This is a genomic window from Streptomyces sp. NBC_01546 (assembly GCF_045208355.1).
Taxonomy (GTDB): domain Bacteria; phylum Actinomycetota; class Actinomycetes; order Streptomycetales; family Streptomycetaceae; genus Streptomyces.
Map to the genome: position 1 here is coordinate 2,772,417 of NZ_CP109379.1, position 18,580 is coordinate 2,790,996.

The 18,580-nt window shown below is 71.4% G+C and carries 12 protein-coding genes and 1 pseudogene; 5 read left to right on the forward strand and 8 right to left on the reverse strand.

The window, feature by feature from the left end:
• Positions 1-43 precede the first annotated feature (43 nt).
• Positions 44-624, forward strand: a pseudogene (locus OHA89_RS12270) (NAD(P)-dependent alcohol dehydrogenase); the annotation flags it as partial.
• A 21-nt stretch (positions 625-645) separates the two neighbouring features.
• On the opposite strand, the gene OHA89_RS12275 reads toward OHA89_RS12270, so the two are convergent.
• Positions 646-1,236 (reverse strand): TetR/AcrR family transcriptional regulator, encoded by a 591-nt coding sequence (locus tag OHA89_RS12275; protein WP_266614805.1) that lies wholly within the window; start codon positions 1,234-1,236, stop codon positions 646-648.
• Positions 1,237-1,337: 101 nt separating this feature from the next.
• Here OHA89_RS12275 and OHA89_RS12280 point away from each other — a divergent pair, with 101 nt between their 5' ends.
• Positions 1,338-2,894 (forward strand): MFS transporter, encoded by a 1,557-nt coding sequence (locus OHA89_RS12280; RefSeq protein WP_406366151.1) that lies wholly within the window; start codon positions 1,338-1,340, stop codon positions 2,892-2,894.
• Between the two features lie 96 nt (positions 2,895-2,990).
• Here the strand turns inward: OHA89_RS12280 and serA are convergent, their stop codons facing one another.
• The 6 genes from serA to OHA89_RS12310 all read right to left on the reverse strand — a co-directional run bounded on the left by serA (position 2,991) and on the right by OHA89_RS12310 (position 12,809).
• Positions 2,991-4,580 carry a phosphoglycerate dehydrogenase gene (gene serA / locus OHA89_RS12285; protein ID WP_215140145.1) on the reverse strand — a complete coding sequence of 530 codons (1,590 nt, stop codon included), beginning with the start codon at positions 4,578-4,580 and terminating at the stop codon, positions 2,991-2,993.
• 263 nt (positions 4,581-4,843) lie between these two features.
• Positions 4,844-5,845, reverse strand: a complete 1,002-nt coding sequence (ilvC, locus tag OHA89_RS12290; RefSeq protein ID WP_215140146.1) for a ketol-acid reductoisomerase — start codon at positions 5,843-5,845, stop codon at positions 4,844-4,846.
• Positions 5,846-6,028: 183 nt separating this feature from the next.
• Positions 6,029-6,553 (reverse strand): acetolactate synthase small subunit, encoded by a 525-nt coding sequence (gene ilvN, locus OHA89_RS12295; RefSeq protein ID WP_030010002.1) that lies wholly within the window; start codon positions 6,551-6,553, stop codon positions 6,029-6,031.
• 31 nt (positions 6,554-6,584) lie between these two features.
• Complete coding sequence (locus OHA89_RS12300) at positions 6,585-8,471, reverse strand: acetolactate synthase large subunit (protein WP_215140147.1); 1,887 nt, start codon at positions 8,469-8,471, stop codon at positions 6,585-6,587.
• Between the two features lie 204 nt (positions 8,472-8,675).
• On the reverse strand, positions 8,676-11,579 hold the full coding sequence (locus OHA89_RS12305) for a putative bifunctional diguanylate cyclase/phosphodiesterase (protein ID WP_406366153.1): 2,904 nt from the start codon (positions 11,577-11,579) through the stop codon (positions 8,676-8,678).
• Between the two features lie 282 nt (positions 11,580-11,861).
• Positions 11,862-12,809 (reverse strand): 2-hydroxyacid dehydrogenase, encoded by a 948-nt coding sequence (locus OHA89_RS12310; RefSeq protein WP_406366154.1) that lies wholly within the window; start codon positions 12,807-12,809, stop codon positions 11,862-11,864.
• Between the two features lie 72 nt (positions 12,810-12,881).
• Here OHA89_RS12310 and OHA89_RS12315 point away from each other — a divergent pair, with 72 nt between their 5' ends.
• From OHA89_RS12315 to OHA89_RS12325, 3 genes are all read left to right on the forward strand, one after another.
• Positions 12,882-13,889, forward strand: coding sequence for an aldo/keto reductase (locus tag OHA89_RS12315; protein WP_406366155.1), 1,008 nt, complete (start codon positions 12,882-12,884; stop codon positions 13,887-13,889).
• Between the two features lie 170 nt (positions 13,890-14,059).
• A complete protein-coding gene (locus tag OHA89_RS12320) occupies positions 14,060-15,310 on the forward strand; it encodes a sorbosone dehydrogenase family protein (protein ID WP_266614813.1) in 1,251 nt (416 codons plus the stop codon).
• A 33-nt stretch (positions 15,311-15,343) separates the two neighbouring features.
• Positions 15,344-15,535, forward strand: a complete 192-nt coding sequence (locus OHA89_RS12325; protein ID WP_374199210.1) for a DUF6191 domain-containing protein — start codon at positions 15,344-15,346, stop codon at positions 15,533-15,535.
• Here the strand turns inward: OHA89_RS12325 and OHA89_RS12330 are convergent.
• Entirely contained in the window at positions 15,495-18,563 is a 3,069-nt protein-coding gene (locus OHA89_RS12330) for an AAA family ATPase (protein WP_323186091.1), read from the reverse strand. The two genes, OHA89_RS12325 and OHA89_RS12330, sit on opposite strands and share 41 nt — an antisense overlap.
• Positions 18,564-18,580 lie beyond the last annotated feature (17 nt).

An 18,580-nucleotide genomic window follows, 5' to 3' on the forward strand; every position in this document is an offset into this window, starting at 1 on the left:
GCACGGCGGTCGGTCGCCTACCGTCGCGAGCAGTTGACTACGGAGGCCCGATGAAGGCGATCGTCCAAGACCGGTACGGGCCCGCGCCGCCGCGGTCAACGCGCGCGACTGGCACCTGATGCGGGGCGACCCGTACGTGGCCCGCCTGGTCCTCGGGCTGACCCGGCCGAAGGAACGGATCCGCGGCACGGACTTCGCGGGCGTGGTGGAAGCGGTGGGCCGGGACGTGACGCGGCTGCGCCCCGGTGACGAGGTGTTCGGCGAGGCCGACGGGGCGTTCGCCGAGTACGCACGAAGAACGCGGACCTGGTCCGCTCGCTCGGCGCGGACCACGTCATCGACTACACCCGCGAGGACTTCACCCGCAACGGGCGCCGGTACGACGTGGTGTTCGACCTGGTCGGGAACCGTTCGCTGGCCCTGTCCCGGTTCGCCGGCCGGCAGCGGCTGCTCGTGCTGACGGCGGAGCCGAAGCGGGAGAACCTGGAGGCGCTGACGGAGCTCGTCGAGCGCGGGGACGTCTCCCCGGTGGTCGACCGGACGTACCCGCTCGGCGAGGCCGCCGAGGCCATCCGGTACCTCGAAGTGGAGCACGCCCGCGCGAAGGTCGTCGTCACGGTGTGACGGACCGCCCCTTCGCTCCGCTCAGGCCGGGTCGTTGCCGTGGGCGGGCGTCAGCGCCTGCGCGGCCCGCCGCATGCCCTCGGTGAACTCCTCCGCCGTGGCCGCCGTCGCCGGGTCGAACAGCCACTGGATCATCAGGCCGTTCAGCAGTGCCTGGTAGAAGGCGCCCAGGGTGCGTACGTCCCGCTCGTCGAGCCGGTCCTCCGGGGTGCCGGTCAGCATGGAGATCAGCCCCCGGCGCCCCTCGGCCTGCGAGCCCGCGAGCATCGCCTTCAACTCCGGCCGCTGGTCCCGGCTCAGCGCCACTTCCAGGCTCGCCGCCCAGACCGGGCCGGACTTCTCGTGCTGCGCCAGCACGCCCTCCCACAGCGCGCGGAAGCGCTCCAGCGAGCCGCCCTCACCCTCGAGACCGTCCTGGAAGACCTGCCCCCACTCCTCCATCAGCGCGATGAAGGCCTGGGTGAGCAGGGCGTCCTTGGATCCGTAGTGGTACCCGATGGACGCCAGGTTCGTGCCCGAGGCACTGACGATGTCGCGCGCGGTGGTGCGCACGAAACCCTTCTCGACCAGGCACTTCTTGGCACCTTCGAGCAGATCTTCACGATGTCCCATGGCGCAACCGTAGCAACGCGAACGCCACGGACAAGAGCCCTGGACAAAGTTCTATACACTCGTCATAGACAAGCGTTTAAGACGTCTGTACATTCCTTCTCATGACGAACCCCGCCGCCACAGCGCGCCTCGCCGGCCGCCGCGAATGGACCGCCTTCACCGTCCTCGTGCTGCCGCTGCTCCTGGTCTCGATGGACGTCTCCGTCCTCTACTTCGCCATCCCCGCCATCACCCGCGAGCTGGACCCCAGCGCCACCCAGCAGCTCTGGATCTTCGACAGCTACGCCTTCGCCCTCTCCGGCCTGCTGCTGACGATGGGTTCGCTGGGCGACCGCATCGGCCGGCGCCGCCTACTCCTGATCGGCGCGACCGCCTTCGGCCTCGCCTCGGTCGGCGCCGCCTACGCCACCAGCGCGGAGATGCTCATCGCGGCCCGCGTCCTGCTCGGCATCGGCGGGGCGACCCTGATGCCCTCCACGCTGGCCCTCGTACGGAACCTCTTCCAGGACGCCAAGCAGCGCGGCCAGGCCATCGCGATCTGGTCCGGTGTCATGACCGGCGGCATCGCCCTCGGTTCGGTCATGAGCGGACTGATGCTGAACCACTTCTGGTGGGGCTCGGTCTTCCTGATCAACGTGCCCGCGATGGTGCTCCTGCTGGTCCTGGTCCCGGTGCTGGTCCCGGAGTTCAAGGACCCGGCCCCCGGCCGCTTCGACCTGCTGAGCGTCCCGCTGTCCATGGCCGCCGTACTGCCCGTCGTCTACGGGCTCAAGGAGATCGCCGCCGAGGGCTTCGAGCCCCTCTACCTGGGCAGCGTGGCCGTGGGCCTGGCCGTCGGGTACGTCTTCGTCCGCCGCCAGCGCAGCCGCGACGACGCCATGGTCCCCCGCGCCCTGTTCGCCCACCGCGGGTTCGGGGCGGCCATCGGCCTCAACACCATCGCCGCCTTCGCCATGATGGGCTCGGCCTACTTCACCACCCAGTACCTCCAGTCGGTGCTGGGGATGGGCACCCTGGAGGCCGCCCTGTGGAGCCTCGCCCCCTCCGTCGTCATCGGCGCCGCCGCCCCGGTCTCCGCGGTCCTGGCCCAGAAGACGGAGCGGGCCTACGTCATCGCCGGCGGGTTCGTCCTCGCCGCCGCCGGATTCGCCCTGATCAGCCTGGTCGGCGACGACTCGCTGTGGCTGCTGCTGACCGGCGCCGGGGTGCTCGCCTCCGGCCTCGTCACCGTGATGTCGCTGGTCTCGGACATGGCGCTGGGCTCCGCCCCCGCCGAGAAGGCCGGATCCGCCGCCTCTCTGCTGGAGACGGGCCAGGAGTTCGGCGGCGCGCTCGGCATGGCCCTGCTCGGCAGCCTGGGCACCGCGGTCTACCGCAGCGACCTGGCGGACTCCGAGCCGGCGGTCCGGGAGACCCTGGGCGGCGCGGTGGCCACCGCCCAGCAGCTCGGCGGGGCCGCGGGCGAGCAGGTGCTGGCCCTGGCCCGCGAGGCCTTCGTCCACGGGATGCAGTACGCGGCCTGGGGCGGTACGGCGCTGCTGCTCGGGGCGGCCGTGCTCGCCGCGGCTCTGATGCGCGGGATCGAAACCCCCGCCCCGGCCGCGGCGGAACCGGCCCCGGTTCCCGGAGACGGCGTACAGGAGCCGACGTACAACTGATCCTGCGCGGTGCGCGGTGTCCGGCGGCACGCGAAAGGGCCCGGGGGGAGACCCCCGGGCCCTTCGCACGCGTGGAAAGAGTTCAGCTCACACGGTTCAGCCGAGGCTGACCGTGCGCGCCGACACGGCGCCGATCTCGGCGGAGATGTCCGCGAGGACGTTCGCCGGGACCTCGGCGTCGACCGTCAGCACGGCGAGCGCCTCTCCGTGCTCCTCGGCACGGGCGACCTGCATGCCCGCGATGTTCAGCCCGGCCTCGCCGAGCACGCGGCCGACGGCACCGACCACGCCCGGGCGGTCGGTATAGCGCAGCACGACCATGTAGTCGGCGAGCGCCAGGTCCACGTCGTACTCGCCCACACCGACGATCTTCTGCAGGTGCTTCGGGCCCGCGAGCGTGCCGGAGACCGACACCTCCTGGCCGTCCGAGAGGGTCCCGCGGACGGTCACCACGTTGCGGTGGTCCGGGGACTCCGAGCTGGTGGTCAGGCGCACCTCGACACCGCGCTCCTGCGCGAACAGCGGGGCGTTGACGTAGGAGACCGTCTCGTCGACGACGTCCTCGAAGACACCCTTGAGCGCGGAGAGTTCGAGCACCTTCACGTCGTGCTGGGTGATCTCGCCGTAGACCTCGACGTCGAGGCGGACCGCGACCTCGCCCGCGAGGGCGGTGAAGATGCGGCCGAGCTTCTCGGCGAGCGGCAGGCCGGGACGGACGTCCTCGGCGATGACGCCGCCCTGGACGTTGACCGCGTCCGGCACGAGCTCACCGGCGAGCGCGAGGCGCACCGACTTGGCGACCGAGACACCGGCCTTCTCCTGGGCCTCGTCCGTGGACGCGCCGAGGTGCGGGGTGCAGACGACCTGGTCGAGCTCGAACAGCGGGGAGTCCGTGCAGGGCTCCTTCGCGTAGACGTCGAGTCCGGCGCCGGCGACGCGGCCCTCCTTGATGGCCGCGTACAGGGCGGCCTCGTCCACGATCCCGCCGCGCGCGGCGTTCACGATACGGACGGACGGCTTCACCTTGTGCAGGGCCTCGTTCCCGATGAGACCGAGGGTCTCGGGGGTCTTGGGCAGGTGCACGGTGATGAAGTCGGCGACCTCCAGGAGCTCGTCCAGCGTGAGCATCTTGACGCCCATCTGGGCGGCGCGCGCGGGCTGTACGTAGGGGTCGTACGCGACGATCTTCATGCCGAAGGCCGACATGCGCTGCGCGACCAGGACGCCGATGCGGCCGAGGCCGACGACGCCGAGGGTCTTCTCGCTGAGTTCGACACCCGTGTACTTGTTCCGCTTCCACTCACCGTTCTTCAGGGCGGTGTTGGCCTGCGGGATGTGGCGGGCGGTGGCGACGAGCAGGCCACAGGCGAGCTCGGCGGCGGTCACGATGTTCGAGGTCGGCGCGTTGACGACCATCACGCCGGCCTTGGTGGCGGCGGAGACGTCGACGTTGTCCAGACCGACGCCGGCGCGGGCGACGACCCGCAGCTTCTTGGCGGCGGCGATGGCCTCGGCGTCGACCTTGGTCGCGGAGCGGACGAGGATCGCGTCGGCGTCGACGATCGCGGGCAGCAGCTCGGCGCGGTCGGCGCCGTTGCAGTGCCGGATCTCGAAGTCCGGGCCGAGCGCCTCCACGGTGGCGGGCGACAGCTCTTCGGCGATGAGTACGACAGGTTTCGAGCTCACGTGGGTCCTCACAGGTCCAGTGCGGACGGCCGTCCCGACGGCCGCAGGCGTGGAGGGGGTAGCCGCGTGGAAGACGCACGACACTGTGGGCCTGACGCGTATGTGTTGAGCAGTGTAGTGGCGGTGGCGGACAGGATTTCCGCCTGTACGGAAGGATCACCCGTCCGTGGTTGGCCGCCTTGGACAAGCCGGGGTGTCGTGCGGCCTTCCGGCCATGTGCCGCGGGGCCGGGACACACCGTCCCGGCCCCGCCGTTCACTCGATCAGCTCTCGCTGCTGTCGACCCAGCTCATCAGCTTGCGCAGCTTCTTGCCGGTGGTCTCGAGCAGGTGCGCCTCGTCGGCCTTCTTGTACTCGTTGTACTTCGGCAGACCGGCCTTGTACTCGGCCATCCAGGTGTTGGCGAACTCGCCGTTCTGGATCTCGGCGAGGACCTTCTTCATCTCGGCCTTGGTGGCGTCGGTGATGATCCGCGGGCCGGTGATGTAGTCGCCCCACTCGGCGGTCTCGGAGACCGACCAGCGCATCTTCTCCAGGCCGCCCTCGTACATGAGGTCCACGATGAGCTTCAGCTCGTGCAGGCACTCGAAGTACGCGATCTCCGGCTGGTAGCCGGCCTCGGTCAGGGTCTCGAAACCGGCCTTGACCAGCGCGGAGGCGCCACCGCAGAGGACGGCCTGCTCACCGAACAGGTCGGTCTCGGTCTCCTCGGTGAAGGTGGTCTTGATGACGCCGGCGCGGGTGCCGCCGATGCCGGCCGCGTACGAGAGCGCGAGGGCGAAGGCGTTGCCCGAGTGGTCCTGCTCGACGGCCGCGATGCACGGAACGCCGCGGCCCTCCTCGTACTGGCGGCGGACCAGGTGACCCGGGCCCTTCGGGGCGACCAGGGCGACGTCCACGTTGGCCGGGGGCTTGATGAAGCCGTAGCGGACGTTGAAGCCGTGGCCGAAGAAGAGCGCGTCACCCTCCTTGAGGTGGTCCTTGATGGACTCCTCGTAGATCTCGGCCTGGAGCGGGTCCGGGGTGAGGATCATGATGACGTTCGCCCACTCGGCGGCCTCGGCCACGGGGAGGACCTTCAGACCCTGCTCCTCGGCCTTGGCCTTGGACTTCGAGCCCTCCTTCAGGCCGACGACGACGTCGACGCCGGAGTCACGGAGCGACAGCGCGTGGGCGTGGCCCTGGCTGCCGTAACCGATGACCGCGACCTTGCGGCCCTGGATGATGGACAGGTCGGCGTCGTTCTCGTAGAACAGCTCGGCCACTGGGATATCTCCTTGGTGCGCTGGTGTTGCTCCCACCGTACGGCGGGGAACGGAATCTGAGTTTCTCGGTCTCGCTATGCGAACGTGAGCGTGTCCGACGTGTCTTGCGTGTCTGTTGTGCCGGACACGTCGAACAGGTCGAACACGTCCGGCACGTCGGCCGTGTCGGCCGTGTCGGCCGTGTCAGGCGCTGCGGTCGAGCGCGCGCAGGCTGCGGTCCGTGATGGACCGTCCGCCACGCCCTATGGCGATCGTGCCGGACTGCACGAGCTCCTTGATGCCGAAGGGCTCCAGCATCTTGAGCATCGCGCCGAGCTTGTCGGAACCGCCGGTGGCCTCGATGGTGACGGCCTCCGGGGAGACGTCGACCGTCTTGGCGCGGAACAGCTGGACGATCTCGACGATCTGCGAGCGGGTCTCGTTGTCGGCGCGGACCTTCACCAGGACGAGTTCGCGCTCGATCGCGTTGTGCGACTCCAGCTCGACGATCTTGAGCACGTTGACCAGCTTGTTGAGCTGCTTGGTCACCTGCTCCAGCGGAAGGTCCTCGACGTTCACGACGATGGTGATGCGGGAGATGTCGGGGTGCTCCGTGACACCGACCGCGAGGGAGTCGATGTTGAACCCGCGGCGGGAGAACAGCGCGGCGATCCGGGCGAGGATGCCGGGCGTGTTCTCGACCAGGACGGAGAGCGTGTGCTTGGACATGTGAGGCGTTCTCTCTCTCGGCTCTCTCGGCTCAGTCGTCTTCGTTGTCGCCGAAGTCGGGACGGACGCCCCGGGCTGCCATGACCTCGTCGTTGGAGGTGCCGGCGGCGACCATCGGCCACACCATGGCGTCCTCGTGGACGATGAAGTCGATGACCACCGTACGGTCGTTGATCGCGTTGGCCTCGGCGATGACCTTGTCGAGGTCGGCCGGGTCCTCGCAGCGCAGGGCGACGCAGCCCATGGCCTCGGACAGCTTGACGAAGTCCGGGACGCGGGTGCCCTTGCGGGGGGCGATCGACTCGCCGAGCTGGGAGCCGACCGCGTCGTGGCCGGTCTCGTCAGCGTGCAGCACGGTGCTGGAGTACCGCTGGTTGTAGAACAGCGTCTGCCACTGGCGGACCATGCCCAGTGCGCCGTTGTTGATGATCGCGACCTTGATCGGGATGTTGTTCAGCGCGCAGGTGACCAGTTCCTGATTGGTCATCTGGAAGCAGCCGTCGCCGTCGATCGCCCAGACCGTGCGCTCGGGCATGCCGACCTTGGCACCCATCGCGGCCGGGACCGCGTAGCCCATGGTTCCGGCGCCGCCGGAGTTCAGCCAGGTGCGGGGCTCCTCGTACTTCACGAAGTGCGAGGCCCACATCTGGTGCTGGCCGACGCCGGCCGCGAAGATCGTGCTCTTCGGCGCGAGCGCGCCGATCCGCTCGATGACCTGCTGCGGCGAGAGGCTGCCGTCCTCGGGCAGGTCGTAGCCCAGCGGGTACGTGTCGCGCCAGCGGCTGAGGTCCTTCCACCAGGCGCTGTAGTCGCCGGCGTTGCCCTCGGTGTGCTCGGCCTGGACGGCCTGGATCAGGTCGGCGATGACCTCGCGGGCGTCGCCGACGATCGGGACGTCGACCGCGCGGTTCTTGCCGATCTCGGCCGGGTCGATGTCCGCATGGATGATCTTGGCGAACGGGGCGAAGCTGTCCAGCTTGCCGGTGACGCGGTCGTCGAAGCGGGTGCCGAGCGCGATCAGCAGGTCCGACTTCTGCAGCGCGGTGACGCCGGTGACGCTGCCGTGCATGCCCGGCATGCCGACGTGCAGCGGGTGGCTGTCGGGGAAGGAGCCGAGCGCCATCAGCGTGGTGCAGACCGGGACCCCGGTCAGCTCGGCGAGGACCTTCAGCTCGGCGGTCGCGCCGGACTTCATGACGCCGCCGCCGACGTACAGCACCGGGCGCTTGGCCTGGCAGATGAGCTTGGCGGCCTCGCGGATCTGCTTGGCGTGCGGCTTGGTGACCGGCCGGTAACCGGGGAGGTCCTGGGTGGGCGGCCACGAGAAGGTGGTCCTCGCCTGGAGGGCGTCCTTGGCGATGTCGACCAGGACCGGGCCGGGGCGGCCGGTGGAGGCGATGTGGAAGGCCTCGGCGATCGTCCGCGGGATGTCCTCGGCCTTGGTGACCAGGAAGTTGTGCTTGGTGATCGGCATCGTGATGCCGACGATGTCCGCCTCCTGGAAGGCGTCGGTACCGATCGCCTTGGAGGAGACCTGGCCGGTGATGGCGACGAGCGGGACGGAGTCCATGTGCGCGTCGGCGATCGGGGTGACCAGGTTCGTGGCACCCGGGCCGGAGGTGGCCATACAGACGCCGACCTTGCCGGTGGCCTGCGCGTAACCGGTGGCGGCGTGGCCGGCCCCCTGCTCGTGGCGGACCAGGATGTGACGGACTTTCTTCGAGTCCATCATCGGGTCGTACGCGGGGAGGATGGCGCCGCCCGGAATACCGAAGACGGTGTCGCACCCCACCTCTTCGAGAGAGCGGATGAGGGACTGCGCACCCGTGACGTGCTCAACTGCGGCGGACTGCTGTCCGCCGGAACGGGGCCGCGGCTGCGGATGGTGGGCCCCGGTGGCCTGCTCGGTCATCGGCATTCTCTTCTCGAAGCTGAGGGTTTTACGAGGATTCGACTCTGTGCCAGTGCAACAAAAAACCCCTCGTGCCGGGAGGCAAGCGAGGGGAGCGCGTCGGGTTCGTTGAGCGGGGACATGCTGGCCCCTGCTTCAGCCGACGCGCTTTCCAAGTACGAGAATTCGGGTGCGCATGGCACTGACCCTCCCTCCGGCGGGAGGGTGATGTCAAGTAGGTGGGACGGGCGTCTCATTATGTGAGCCTCTGTGGATGGCCATCGATCCCCCGGACGAACCACCGGCCAGGGCGGGCTGCACCGCACCACCCGGTACGGGGAACGTACCGCGCACGAGCGCCCGCCGCAGCCTGTATTCATCGAGTGGCCCGGAGAAGGCCATCCCCTGACCGTGGGTGCACCCCATGGCGCGCAGGGCCATGACCTGCTCGGGCAGATCCACCCCGTCGGCCACCGATTGCATGCCCAGGTCGTTTGCGATCCGCAACAAACCTGCGGTGATCTTGTGCAGGCGGGCGGACTCCACGACGCCTTCCACCAGGCCGCGGTCCAGCTTGAGCATGTCCACCGGGAGGCGGCGCAGGGCGCTGATGGCCGCATAGCCGCTCCCGAAACCGTCCAGCGCGATGCCCACCCCGAGCCGGTGCAGGGCCGTCAGGCGGCGTTCCAGATCGTCGAAGGGCACTCTGGGGTCGGATACGGCGAGCTCCAGGACCAGGGCTCCGGAGGGCAGCCCGTGCCGGGTCAGCAGCGCCTCCACGGAGCCGAGGGGCACGGCGCGGTCGAGCAGCCGCTGGGCGGTCATCCGCACGGCCACGGGTACGCCGTGCCCGGCCCGGTGCCGGTCGGCGGCCTGTTCCACGGCCTGCTCCAGCAGCCAGCGCCCCAGCTCGGCGCTGCGGGTGCTGGTGCCCGCGGCGAAGCCGGGAGGGGCATCAGGCCCCGTGGCGGCGGCGCCCTCGCTGTACTCGGCCACCCGGAGGAACTCCGCCGGGGTGAAGAGGATCCCCTGGGCCGAGCGCCAGCGGGCCTGCGCGACCACGGTGGAGACCTCGCCGGTGGCCAGCGAGACCACGGGCTGGTGCAGCAGGGCGAACTCCCCCTCGTGGAGCGCGGTCCGCAGCCGCCCCGCCAGCTCGGCCTTCCGTACGACCTCGGCCTGCATCTGCGGGGCGTACAGCTCGACGCGGTCCTTGCCTCCGGCCTTCGCCCGGTACATCGCGAGATCCGCGTTGCGCATCAGGTCCGAAGGGGTGATGCCGGGGTCGGCGAAGGCCACACCGATGCTGGCGGCGACCCGGACCTCGCTGCCGGCGATCCGGTACGGCTGGGAGAGCGTGGTGCGCAGCCGGTCGGCGATCTCGTGCACCTGGTACTCGCGGGCACTGCGGTCGCGGCTGCCGTCGCCCAGGATCAGCGCCGCGAACTCGTCGCCGCCGAGGCGGGCAGCGGTGTCCCCGGCCCGGACCGAGTCCTGGAGCCTGTGGGCGGCCTCGACGAGCAGCTCGTCGCCGGCCTGGTGGCCGATGGTGTCGTTGACCGCCTTGAAGCCGTCGAGGTCGATGAAGAGGACGGCGGTGCTGTGGTCGCCCGCGCGCCGGCCGGTCAGCGCCTGGCGGACGCGGCGGGTGAACAGGGCCCGGTTGGGCAGGTCGGTGAGCGGGTCGTGTTCGGCGCTGTGCTGGAGCTGCGCCTGGAGGCGGACCCGCTCGGTGACGTCCCGGCTGTTGAGGATGAGTCCGCCCTGGTGGCGGTTGACGGTGGACTCCACGTTGAGCCACTCGCCGCCGCCCGATTTGAAGCGGCATTCGATGCGGGTGGTGGGTTCCTCGGTCGGCGGAGCGGCGAGGAAGCGGCGCACCTCGTGGACCACTCTGCCGAGGTCGTCGGGGTGGATCAGGGTGGCGAGCTCGGTGCCGACCAGCTCCTCCGCCTCGCGGCCGTAGACCCCGGCGGCGGCGGGGCTCACGTACCGCAGGGTGCCGGTGGGTGCGGCGATCATGATGACGTCGCTCGAGCCCTGGACCAGGGAGCGGAAGTGGTTCTCCTTCTGGGCCAGTTCCTGGGTCAGCGCGATGTTGTCGAGGAGCATGATGCCCTGGCGGATGACGAGGGCGAGCACGACGGTGCAGCCGGTGAAGACGACCACCCGGTCGACCTTCCGGCCGTCCACGACGTTGTAGAGGATACCCAGGGTGCACACGGCGGCCGCGAGGTACGGGGTGAGGGCGGGCAGCGACCCGGTGATGGGGCGGCTGTGCGGCCTCTCGACGCGCCGGGGGCCGACGGGCTCCGGTCCCGGATGGAGGCGCCGGGCACCCCAGGGCGCGTACGCGAGCAGCAGCGACCCGGCGAACCAGCCGGCGTCGAGCAGCTGGCCGGACTGGTACTCGGCGCTCAGCAGCGGTGAGGTGAACAGCGCGTCGCTGAGCACGGTCAGGGCGAGCGCGGCGATGGCGGTGTTGACGGCCGAGCGGTTGGTCTCGGACCGCCGGAAGTGCAGGACCAGGACCATCGAGACCAGCGCGATGTCCAGGAGCGGATAGGCGAGGGAGAGGGCGGCGCGCGGGACGCTGCCGGGGGCGCCGGACTGCGCGGTCCGCGCCGCGTGGGCCAGCGCCAGGCTCCAGGAGAGGGTGAGCAGGGAGCCGCCGATGAGCCAGGAGTCGAGCCCGAGGCAGACCCAGCCGGCGCGGGTGACCGGGCGCTTGGCGAGGACCAACAAGCCCACGATGGCCGGCGGGGCGAAGCACAGGAAGGCGAAGTCGGCCAGCGAGGGCTTCGGCACGTCCTGGCCGAGGATCACCTCGTACCAGCCCCAGACGGCGTTTCCGGAGGCGCCCATGAGGGAGGAGAAGGCGAAGAGCAGCCAGGCGGGACGTTCGCGGCTGTCGATCGCCCGCGCGTAGGAGAAGCAGGAGACCGCGGCAAGTAAGCCCGCCGCGCTGAGCCCGAAGTCACCCATGATCTCGGCGACTTCCTCCGACCCCCAGTTGAGGGCGGCGCCGACGGCGTATCCCCCGCTGACCAGCGCGAGGAGCACCTGCATGACCAGGCCCCTGCCTCCGCCCGACAGGGACGGACGGTTCAGGAGCGCCGCCCCCGGGGCACTCACCGGACCCCCTCGCCTGCTGGTTCCGGTGCAGCCCCGTCTCGGCAGCGCCGCCTCCGGCGGCTCTGCCGCGTCGGATCCTTCGTCCATTGGCCGTGCATCGCCCGTCGCCCCCCAAAGTGTCCGATCACTCCCCAGCGCCAGACTTTCGTGGCGCAGCCCCTTCTTCCGGACGATACACCACTTTCGTCACTCAGGGACATACCTTCTCTACGCTCCGTTACCACGCGGGGAGTTGTGCCCACTGAGCGCATCCGGGTGATTGCGGAGCGTGTGCGCCGGGGGTCAGGTGGTGATCAGCACCGTGTGCTCCACGGGCTCTCCGGCGGCGAACCGGGTGAGCTGGCGCGCCAGCATGCGCTTGGCCCGTGGCTCGAAAGCCGTGCTGCTGCCGCCGACATGAGGCGTGATCAGAACATTCGGAGCATGCCAGAGCGGGTGGCCTGCGGGCAGCGGTTCCGGGTCGGTCACGTCGAGCGCCGCGCGCAGTCGGCCCGACTCGACCTCGGCCAGCAGGGACTTGGTGTCCACGACGGGACCGCGCGCGACGTTCACCAGCAGGGCCCCGTCCTTCATGCGGGCGAGGAACTCGGCTCCGGCCAGCCCGCGGGTGCTGTCGGTCAGCGGGGTCGTGAGGATCACCACGTCCGCCCGCGGCAGGAGTTCGGGCAGCTCGGCCAGGGCGTGGACGGGTCCGCGCGGTGCGGTGCGCGCCGAGCGTGCGACGCGGGTGATCCGCTCGCATTCGAAGGGCACGAGCCGGTCCTCGACGGCCGAGCCGATCGCTCCGTAGCCGATGATCAGTACGGACTTGTCGGCGAGGGCGTCGTAGACCCCGAACAGCCATTCCTCGCGGTCCTGGCCGCGGACCATGCCGGGGATGCCGCGCAGGGAGGCGAGGGTCAGGGTGAGGGCGAGCTCGGCGGTGCTCGCCGTGTGGACCCCGGCCGCGTTGCACAGCCGTACTCCGGGGCGCAGGTCACCAACGGCGCCGAGGATGTGGTCCATGCCCGCGGTGAGGGTCTGGACGACCTGGAGGGCGGGCATGGCGGCCAGCGGGCGCGCGGTGACCTCGGGGGGCTGCATGTACGGGGTGACGTAGAAGACGCAGTCGGCCGGATCGGCCGGGAAGACGTCCTCCCCGTCCCACAGGCGGTACCGGAAGGAGTCGGGCAGACCGTCGATCTCCTCGGCGGGGAACGGGAGCCAGACGTCAGGGGTCTTTACAGTCATGATCACGAGGCTATGCCAAGCGTCCGGATCCAGCCGTTAGGTTGAGTGCCGGACCGGGAGGAGGACGCACGGGTGGAGCGCAGGTCGATCGGGGCGGGGGCACTGTCGGTGGGCGCCGTCGGGCTCGGCTGTATGCCGATGAGCTGGGCGTATGCGCCTTCGCGGCGGCGGGGGCAGGAGTCGCTGGCGGCGGTGCACACGGCGCTGGACCTGGGGTCGAACCTGCTCGACACGGCTGATCTGTACGGGCCGTACACCAATGAGCTGCTGCTGGGGCGGGTGCTGGCGGAGCGGCGCTCGGAGGCGTTCGTCTCGGCCAAGGTCGGGCTGCGGGCGGGCGACCAGCACGTGGTGGCCGACGGGCGGCCCGGATATCTGCGGCGGGCCTGCGACGCCTCGCTGCGGCGGCTGCGGACCGATGTCATAGACCTCTACCAGCTGCACCGGGTGGATCCGGACGTGCCGGTGGAGGAGACCTGGGGCGCGATGGCGGAGCTGGTGGGCGCGGGAAAGGTGCGGGCGCTCGGCTTCTGCGCGCTGGGGGCCGGGGCCGGGCCGGGGGCCGGGCGGCGCGGGGACCGGGCGTACGGGACGACCGTGCGGCATCTGGAGCGGGCGCAGCAGGTGTTCCCGGTGAGCGCGGTGCAGGCGGAGCTGTCGGTGTGGTCTCCGGAGGCGGCCTGGCAGCTCCTGCCGTGGTGTGCGGCGCGCGGCGTGGGGTTCCTGGCGGCGATGCCGCTGGGCAGCGGGTTCCTGACCGGGACGCTCACTCCGGGTGAGGGGTTCGAGTCGCAGGACGTGCGGGCCCGGCATCCGCGGTTCACGGCGCACGCGATGGCGTCGAACCAGGAGCTGGTGGCGGGGCTGCGGCGGGTGGCCGGGCGGCACGGGCCCGGTGTCACGGTCGCGCAGGTGGCGCTGGCCTGGGTGCTGGCGCAGGGGTCGCAGGTGGTTCCGGTGCCGGGGGCCGACCGGGCGCGGTGGGCGGCGGAGAACGCGCGGGCCGCGGAGGTCCGGCTGACGGCCGGGGACCTCGCGGAGATCGCGGCCCTGCCGGCCGCGGTGGGAGCCTGGGACTGACCGGGGACTGACCAAGGACTGACCGGGCACTCGCCGGGCCCGATCGGGCCTGATCGCGCCTGGGGGCACAACCACTCGATCGGGTGTACGAGTGATGGAACTTCGGGAACCTCCGCGGCTGTTGAGTCTGATGAAAGGGCAGGATCGGACGACCGGAAGGGAGCAGGGCGATGCGATACGGAAGTTCTCGCGGGCGGCAGGTGGGGTACGAGGCCCTGGGCGCGCGGCGCCGGGGCGTGCTGGCGGCGGTGGCGCTGGCCGGCTGCGGCGCCCTGCTGGCGGCGGGATGTTCGCCGTCGGGCGGGCCGGGCGCGGGGCCACGGGCGGAGCCGGGGAGCTCTCCACCGGGCACGGCCGCCAAGGGCTCGGGGTCAGCCGGCCAGTCGGGCAGTCCGTCCGCCTCGCCGGAGGCCGCCGGTGCGCCGGCCAAGGGCGCGGTGACGGTGACCGGCGAGGTCGCCAAGGGCCTGGAGTCCCCGTGGGGCGTGGCCCCGCTGCCCGACGGGGACCTGCTGGTGGCCTCGCGGGACAAGGGGACGATCAGCAGGGTCGCGGTGGGCTCGGGCGCGGTGACGCAGATCGGCAAGGTGCCGGGGGTGGCTCCGGGCGGGGAGGGCGGGCTGCTGGGTCTCGCACTGTCGCCCTCCTTCGCCTCGGACCGGCTGGTGTACGTGTACTTCACGACGGAGTCCGACAACCGCATCGCCCGGATGCGCTATGACGAGCAACGGCCCGCCGGGCAGCAACTGGGCGCGCCGGACACGGTGTTCCGGGGCATCCCCAAGGGTCTCGTCCACAACGGCGGCCGGATCGCGTTCGGCCCGGACAAGATGCTCTACGCCGGAACGGGCGAGACCGGTGACACCGGTCTCGCGCAGGACAAGAAGTCGCTGGGCGGCAAGATCCTGCGGATGACCCCGGACGGGGATCCGGTGCACGGCAATCCCGAGGCGGATTCGGTCGTCTACTCCTACGGGCACCGCAATGTGCAGGGGCTCGCGTGGGACAAGGACAAACGGCTCTGGGCGGCGGAGTTCGGCCAGAAGGCCTGGGACGAGCTGAATCTGATCGAGCCCGGCGCGAACTACGGCTGGCCCGAGGCCGAGGGGAAGGCCGGCAAGCCGGGGCTGCGGGATCCGGTGGCCGTGTGGACGACCGACGAGGCCTCCCCGAGCGGGATCGCGTGGGCGGAGGGGTCGGTGTGGATGGCCGGGCTGAAGGGGAACCGGCTGTGGCGGATCCCGCTGGCCGGGACGGAGCCGGTGGCCGAGCCGGAGGCCTTCCTGGAGGGGAAGTACGGGCGGCTGCGCTCGGTGGTGGCGCTCGGCGGGGACAGATTGCTGCTGGTCACGAGCGAGACGGACGGGCGCGGGTCGCCGGAAGCGGGCGACGACAGGATCCTGACACTGACGGTGCGGTGACCGGCATGTCCCCGCTGGGGGGCGAAAGGTGTGGTGGACGCGGTGTTCAACATGATCGAGGAGCTCTTCAACCCGGGACGCAAGCACACGGACGAGGAGAAGAAGCGGCTGGAGCTGTCCCGGGTCGACGTCAATGACGGGGACCCGGGACGGGGGCCGATAGACCTGGACTCCGGCCAGGTGCTCATACGCCTCGACGAGCGGGCTCCGGCTGACGGGGACTGACCGGCCCCGGAGGGGCGAAGAGCCGCAGCCGGTGGGCGAGGGCGGCCGCCTCGCCACGGCCTGCGACCCCCAGCTTGGCCAGGATGTTCGAGACGTGGACGCTCGCCGTCTTCGGGGAGATGAACAGCTCCTCGGCGATCTTGCGGTTGGTGCTGCCGGCAGCCACCAGGCGCAGGACGTCCCGCTCGCGGCTGGTCAGGCCGAGCGCCTCCACCGGGTCGGCGTCCGCCACGGGCGGGGCCGGGGGTGTGTCGGCGGGGGTCAGCGGGAGCCGGGCGCGCTGTGCGAGCAGGGCCAGGTCCTCACGCAGCCGGCGTGAGCCGAGCCCGTCTGCGGTGGCATGGGCGTCGCGGATCAGGGCCGCCGCGGACTCCCGGTCGCCACCGGCGGCCAGCAGCGCCTCGGCGAGCCGGTGGCGGGCCCGGGCCAGCAGGTACGGGCGCTCCAGCGGGCGGACGGCCGCTTCCACGGCGGTCCAGTCGGCGACGGTGTCCCGGTCCTGCGCCCGCAGCAGCTCGACCCGCAGGTACTCGGCGTGGGCGGCCCACACCGGTACCGGGGTGGCGAGGTGGCGGGCGGCGGTGCGCAGTACCTCCAGCGCGGCGTCCCGGCCGGTGTCGGCGGCGGGGAGGCCCCGGGAGTCCGCCTCGGCCGTGGCGGCCGCGAGCAGCAGCGGCCAGGCGTAGCGGTGCTGCCCGAGGGCGAAGCCGTAGTCGACGGCGGCGGCGACCTCGGCGCGGACGTCGGCGATCCGGCCCTCCCCCGCGGCGATCCCGATCGCGAGGCGGTACATCGGTATCCGGTGCTGGGGCTGGGTCTCGTGGGTGCCGAAGTGGGTGTGGGCGGCGGCCAGCTGGTGGGCCGCCTCGGTCAGCTCGCCCCGGGCCAGGGCCAGGTAGGCCAGCCGTGCGGAGGCGGAGCCGCGCGGGGAGGCGCTCTGGCCGACGAGCAGGGTGCGGCGGGCCTGCTCGGTGGCCTCGTCCCAGCGGCCGAGGCTGTAGAGGCTCTCCGCCATGTTGCCCCGCGCCCATGCCTCGGTGTCCAACAGCCGTGACTTGCGGACGAGTTCGGCCGCCTGTTCGGCCAGCTCCACCGCTTCCCGTGACCGTCCCATGCTTTCCAGCTGAGAGGTGAGATTGATATGTGCACGACCCGCGAGCATCGTGAGTCCGAGTTCGGTGGCCCGGTCCTTGACCGCGTGCAGCTCGGTGAGGCCCGCCTCGGAGGTGTCGGCGTCGGTGAGGAGACAGCCGACCGTGATCCGGGCGTTGAGCTCCACGTCCTCGGCGCCCACCATCCGCGCGTAGGCGACGGCCCGTTCGGCGGCGACCAGGTTGGCGGGGCCCGGGTTGTGGAGCATGCCCCAGCCCGCGGCCCGGACGAGGACCTCGGCGTGCACCTGGGACGGGGGCAGCCCCTGGACCAGTTCCTGCGCCTTGGCGATCTCCTCCCAGCCGTCGCCACGGCCGAGGCCGGCCACCAGCCGGGAGCGCTCGGTCCAGAACCAGGCGGCCCGCAGCGGGTCATGGCCGTCGTCCAGCGTCCTCAGCGCCATCTTGGTTATCTTCAGGGCGCGTTCGCGCTCCCCGCCGTAGCGGGCCGCCACGGTCGCCTCGGCCAGCAGGTCGAGCCGCTGCAGCGGGGTGGTGGCCGGGTCGCAGCCGCACGGCGGGTACACGTCGGTGTAGTCCGCCGGGCGCAGCGCCTCGCGGACCTCCTCCGGGGTGCTGTCCCACAGGTCCATGGCCCGCTCCAGCAGGCGCAGCTGCTCGGAGTAGGCGTGCCGGCGGCGGGCGGCCACGGAGGCGTCGAGTACGGCGGGCAGTGCCTTCGACGGGTCGTTCGCCTGGTACCAGTAGTTGGCCAGCCGGATGACCCGCTCCTCGGCGCGGATCAGGGACTCGCCGGCCTCCAGGGCCTCGGCGTAGTGGCGGTTGAGGCGGGAGCGCTCGCCGGGCAGCAGGTCGTCGCTCACGGCCTCGCGGACCAGGGAGTGGCGGAAGCGGTAGCCGTCGCCGTCGGTGGTGGCGAGCAGGATGTTGGCGCCCACGGCGGCCCGCAGCGCCCCGATGAGCTCGTCCTCGGTGAGCCCGGCGACGGCCCGCAGGAGCGGGTACTCGACGGTGGAGCCGCCCTCGGCGACGATGCGCACCACGCGCTGGGCCTCGTCCGGGAGGACCTCGACGCGGACGAGGAGCAGGTCCCGCAGGGATTCGGTGAGTCCGGCGCGGCAGCCGCTCGCCTTGGAGGCGACGAGTTCCTCTACGAAGAAGGCGTTGCCGTCGGAACGCTCGAAGACGGAGTCCACGAAGTCCTCGTCGGGCTGCGAGGCGAGGATCCCGGCGAGCTGGCGGCGCACCTCGGCCCGGTTGAAGCGGGGCAGCTCGATGCGCTGGACGGTGCGGAGCCGGTCCAGTTCGGCGAGGAGCGGCCGCAGCGGGTGGCGGCGGTGGACGTCGTCCGCGCGGTAGGTGGCGACGACGACGAGCCGGCCGCTGCCGAGGGTGCGGAAGAGGTAGGAGAGCAGGTGCCGTGTGGAGGTGTCCGCCCAGTGCAGGTCCTCCAGGACGAGGACGACGAGGCGTTCGGCGGCGAGCCGTTCCAGCATCCGGGCCGTCAGTTCGAACAGCCGGGCGGTGCTCTCCTCGTCGTGCGGACCGCGGGGGGTGTCGCCGAGTTCGGGGAGGATCCGGGCGAGTTCGTCCTCCTGGCCCGCGGCAGCGGCGGCGAGCTCCTCGGGGAGCTCCCGGTGCAGGGTGCGCAGGGCCGTCGAAAACGGGGCGAAGGGAAGCCCCTCCGCCCCGATCTCCACACAGCCTCCGACGGCGACCACGGCGCCGCGGCGGGCCGCTTCCCCGAGGAACTCCTCGGTGAGGCGGGTCTTGCCGACCCCGGCCTCTCCGCCGATGAGCATCGCCTGGGGCTCCCGGCCGGCGGCGCGGGTCAGTGCGTCGGTGAGCAGGGCCAGTTCGTCGGCTCGGCCGACGAACACCGGGCTGACAGATCTGGTCTCCACGTCGCCGAGCATCGCACAGACGCCCTGCT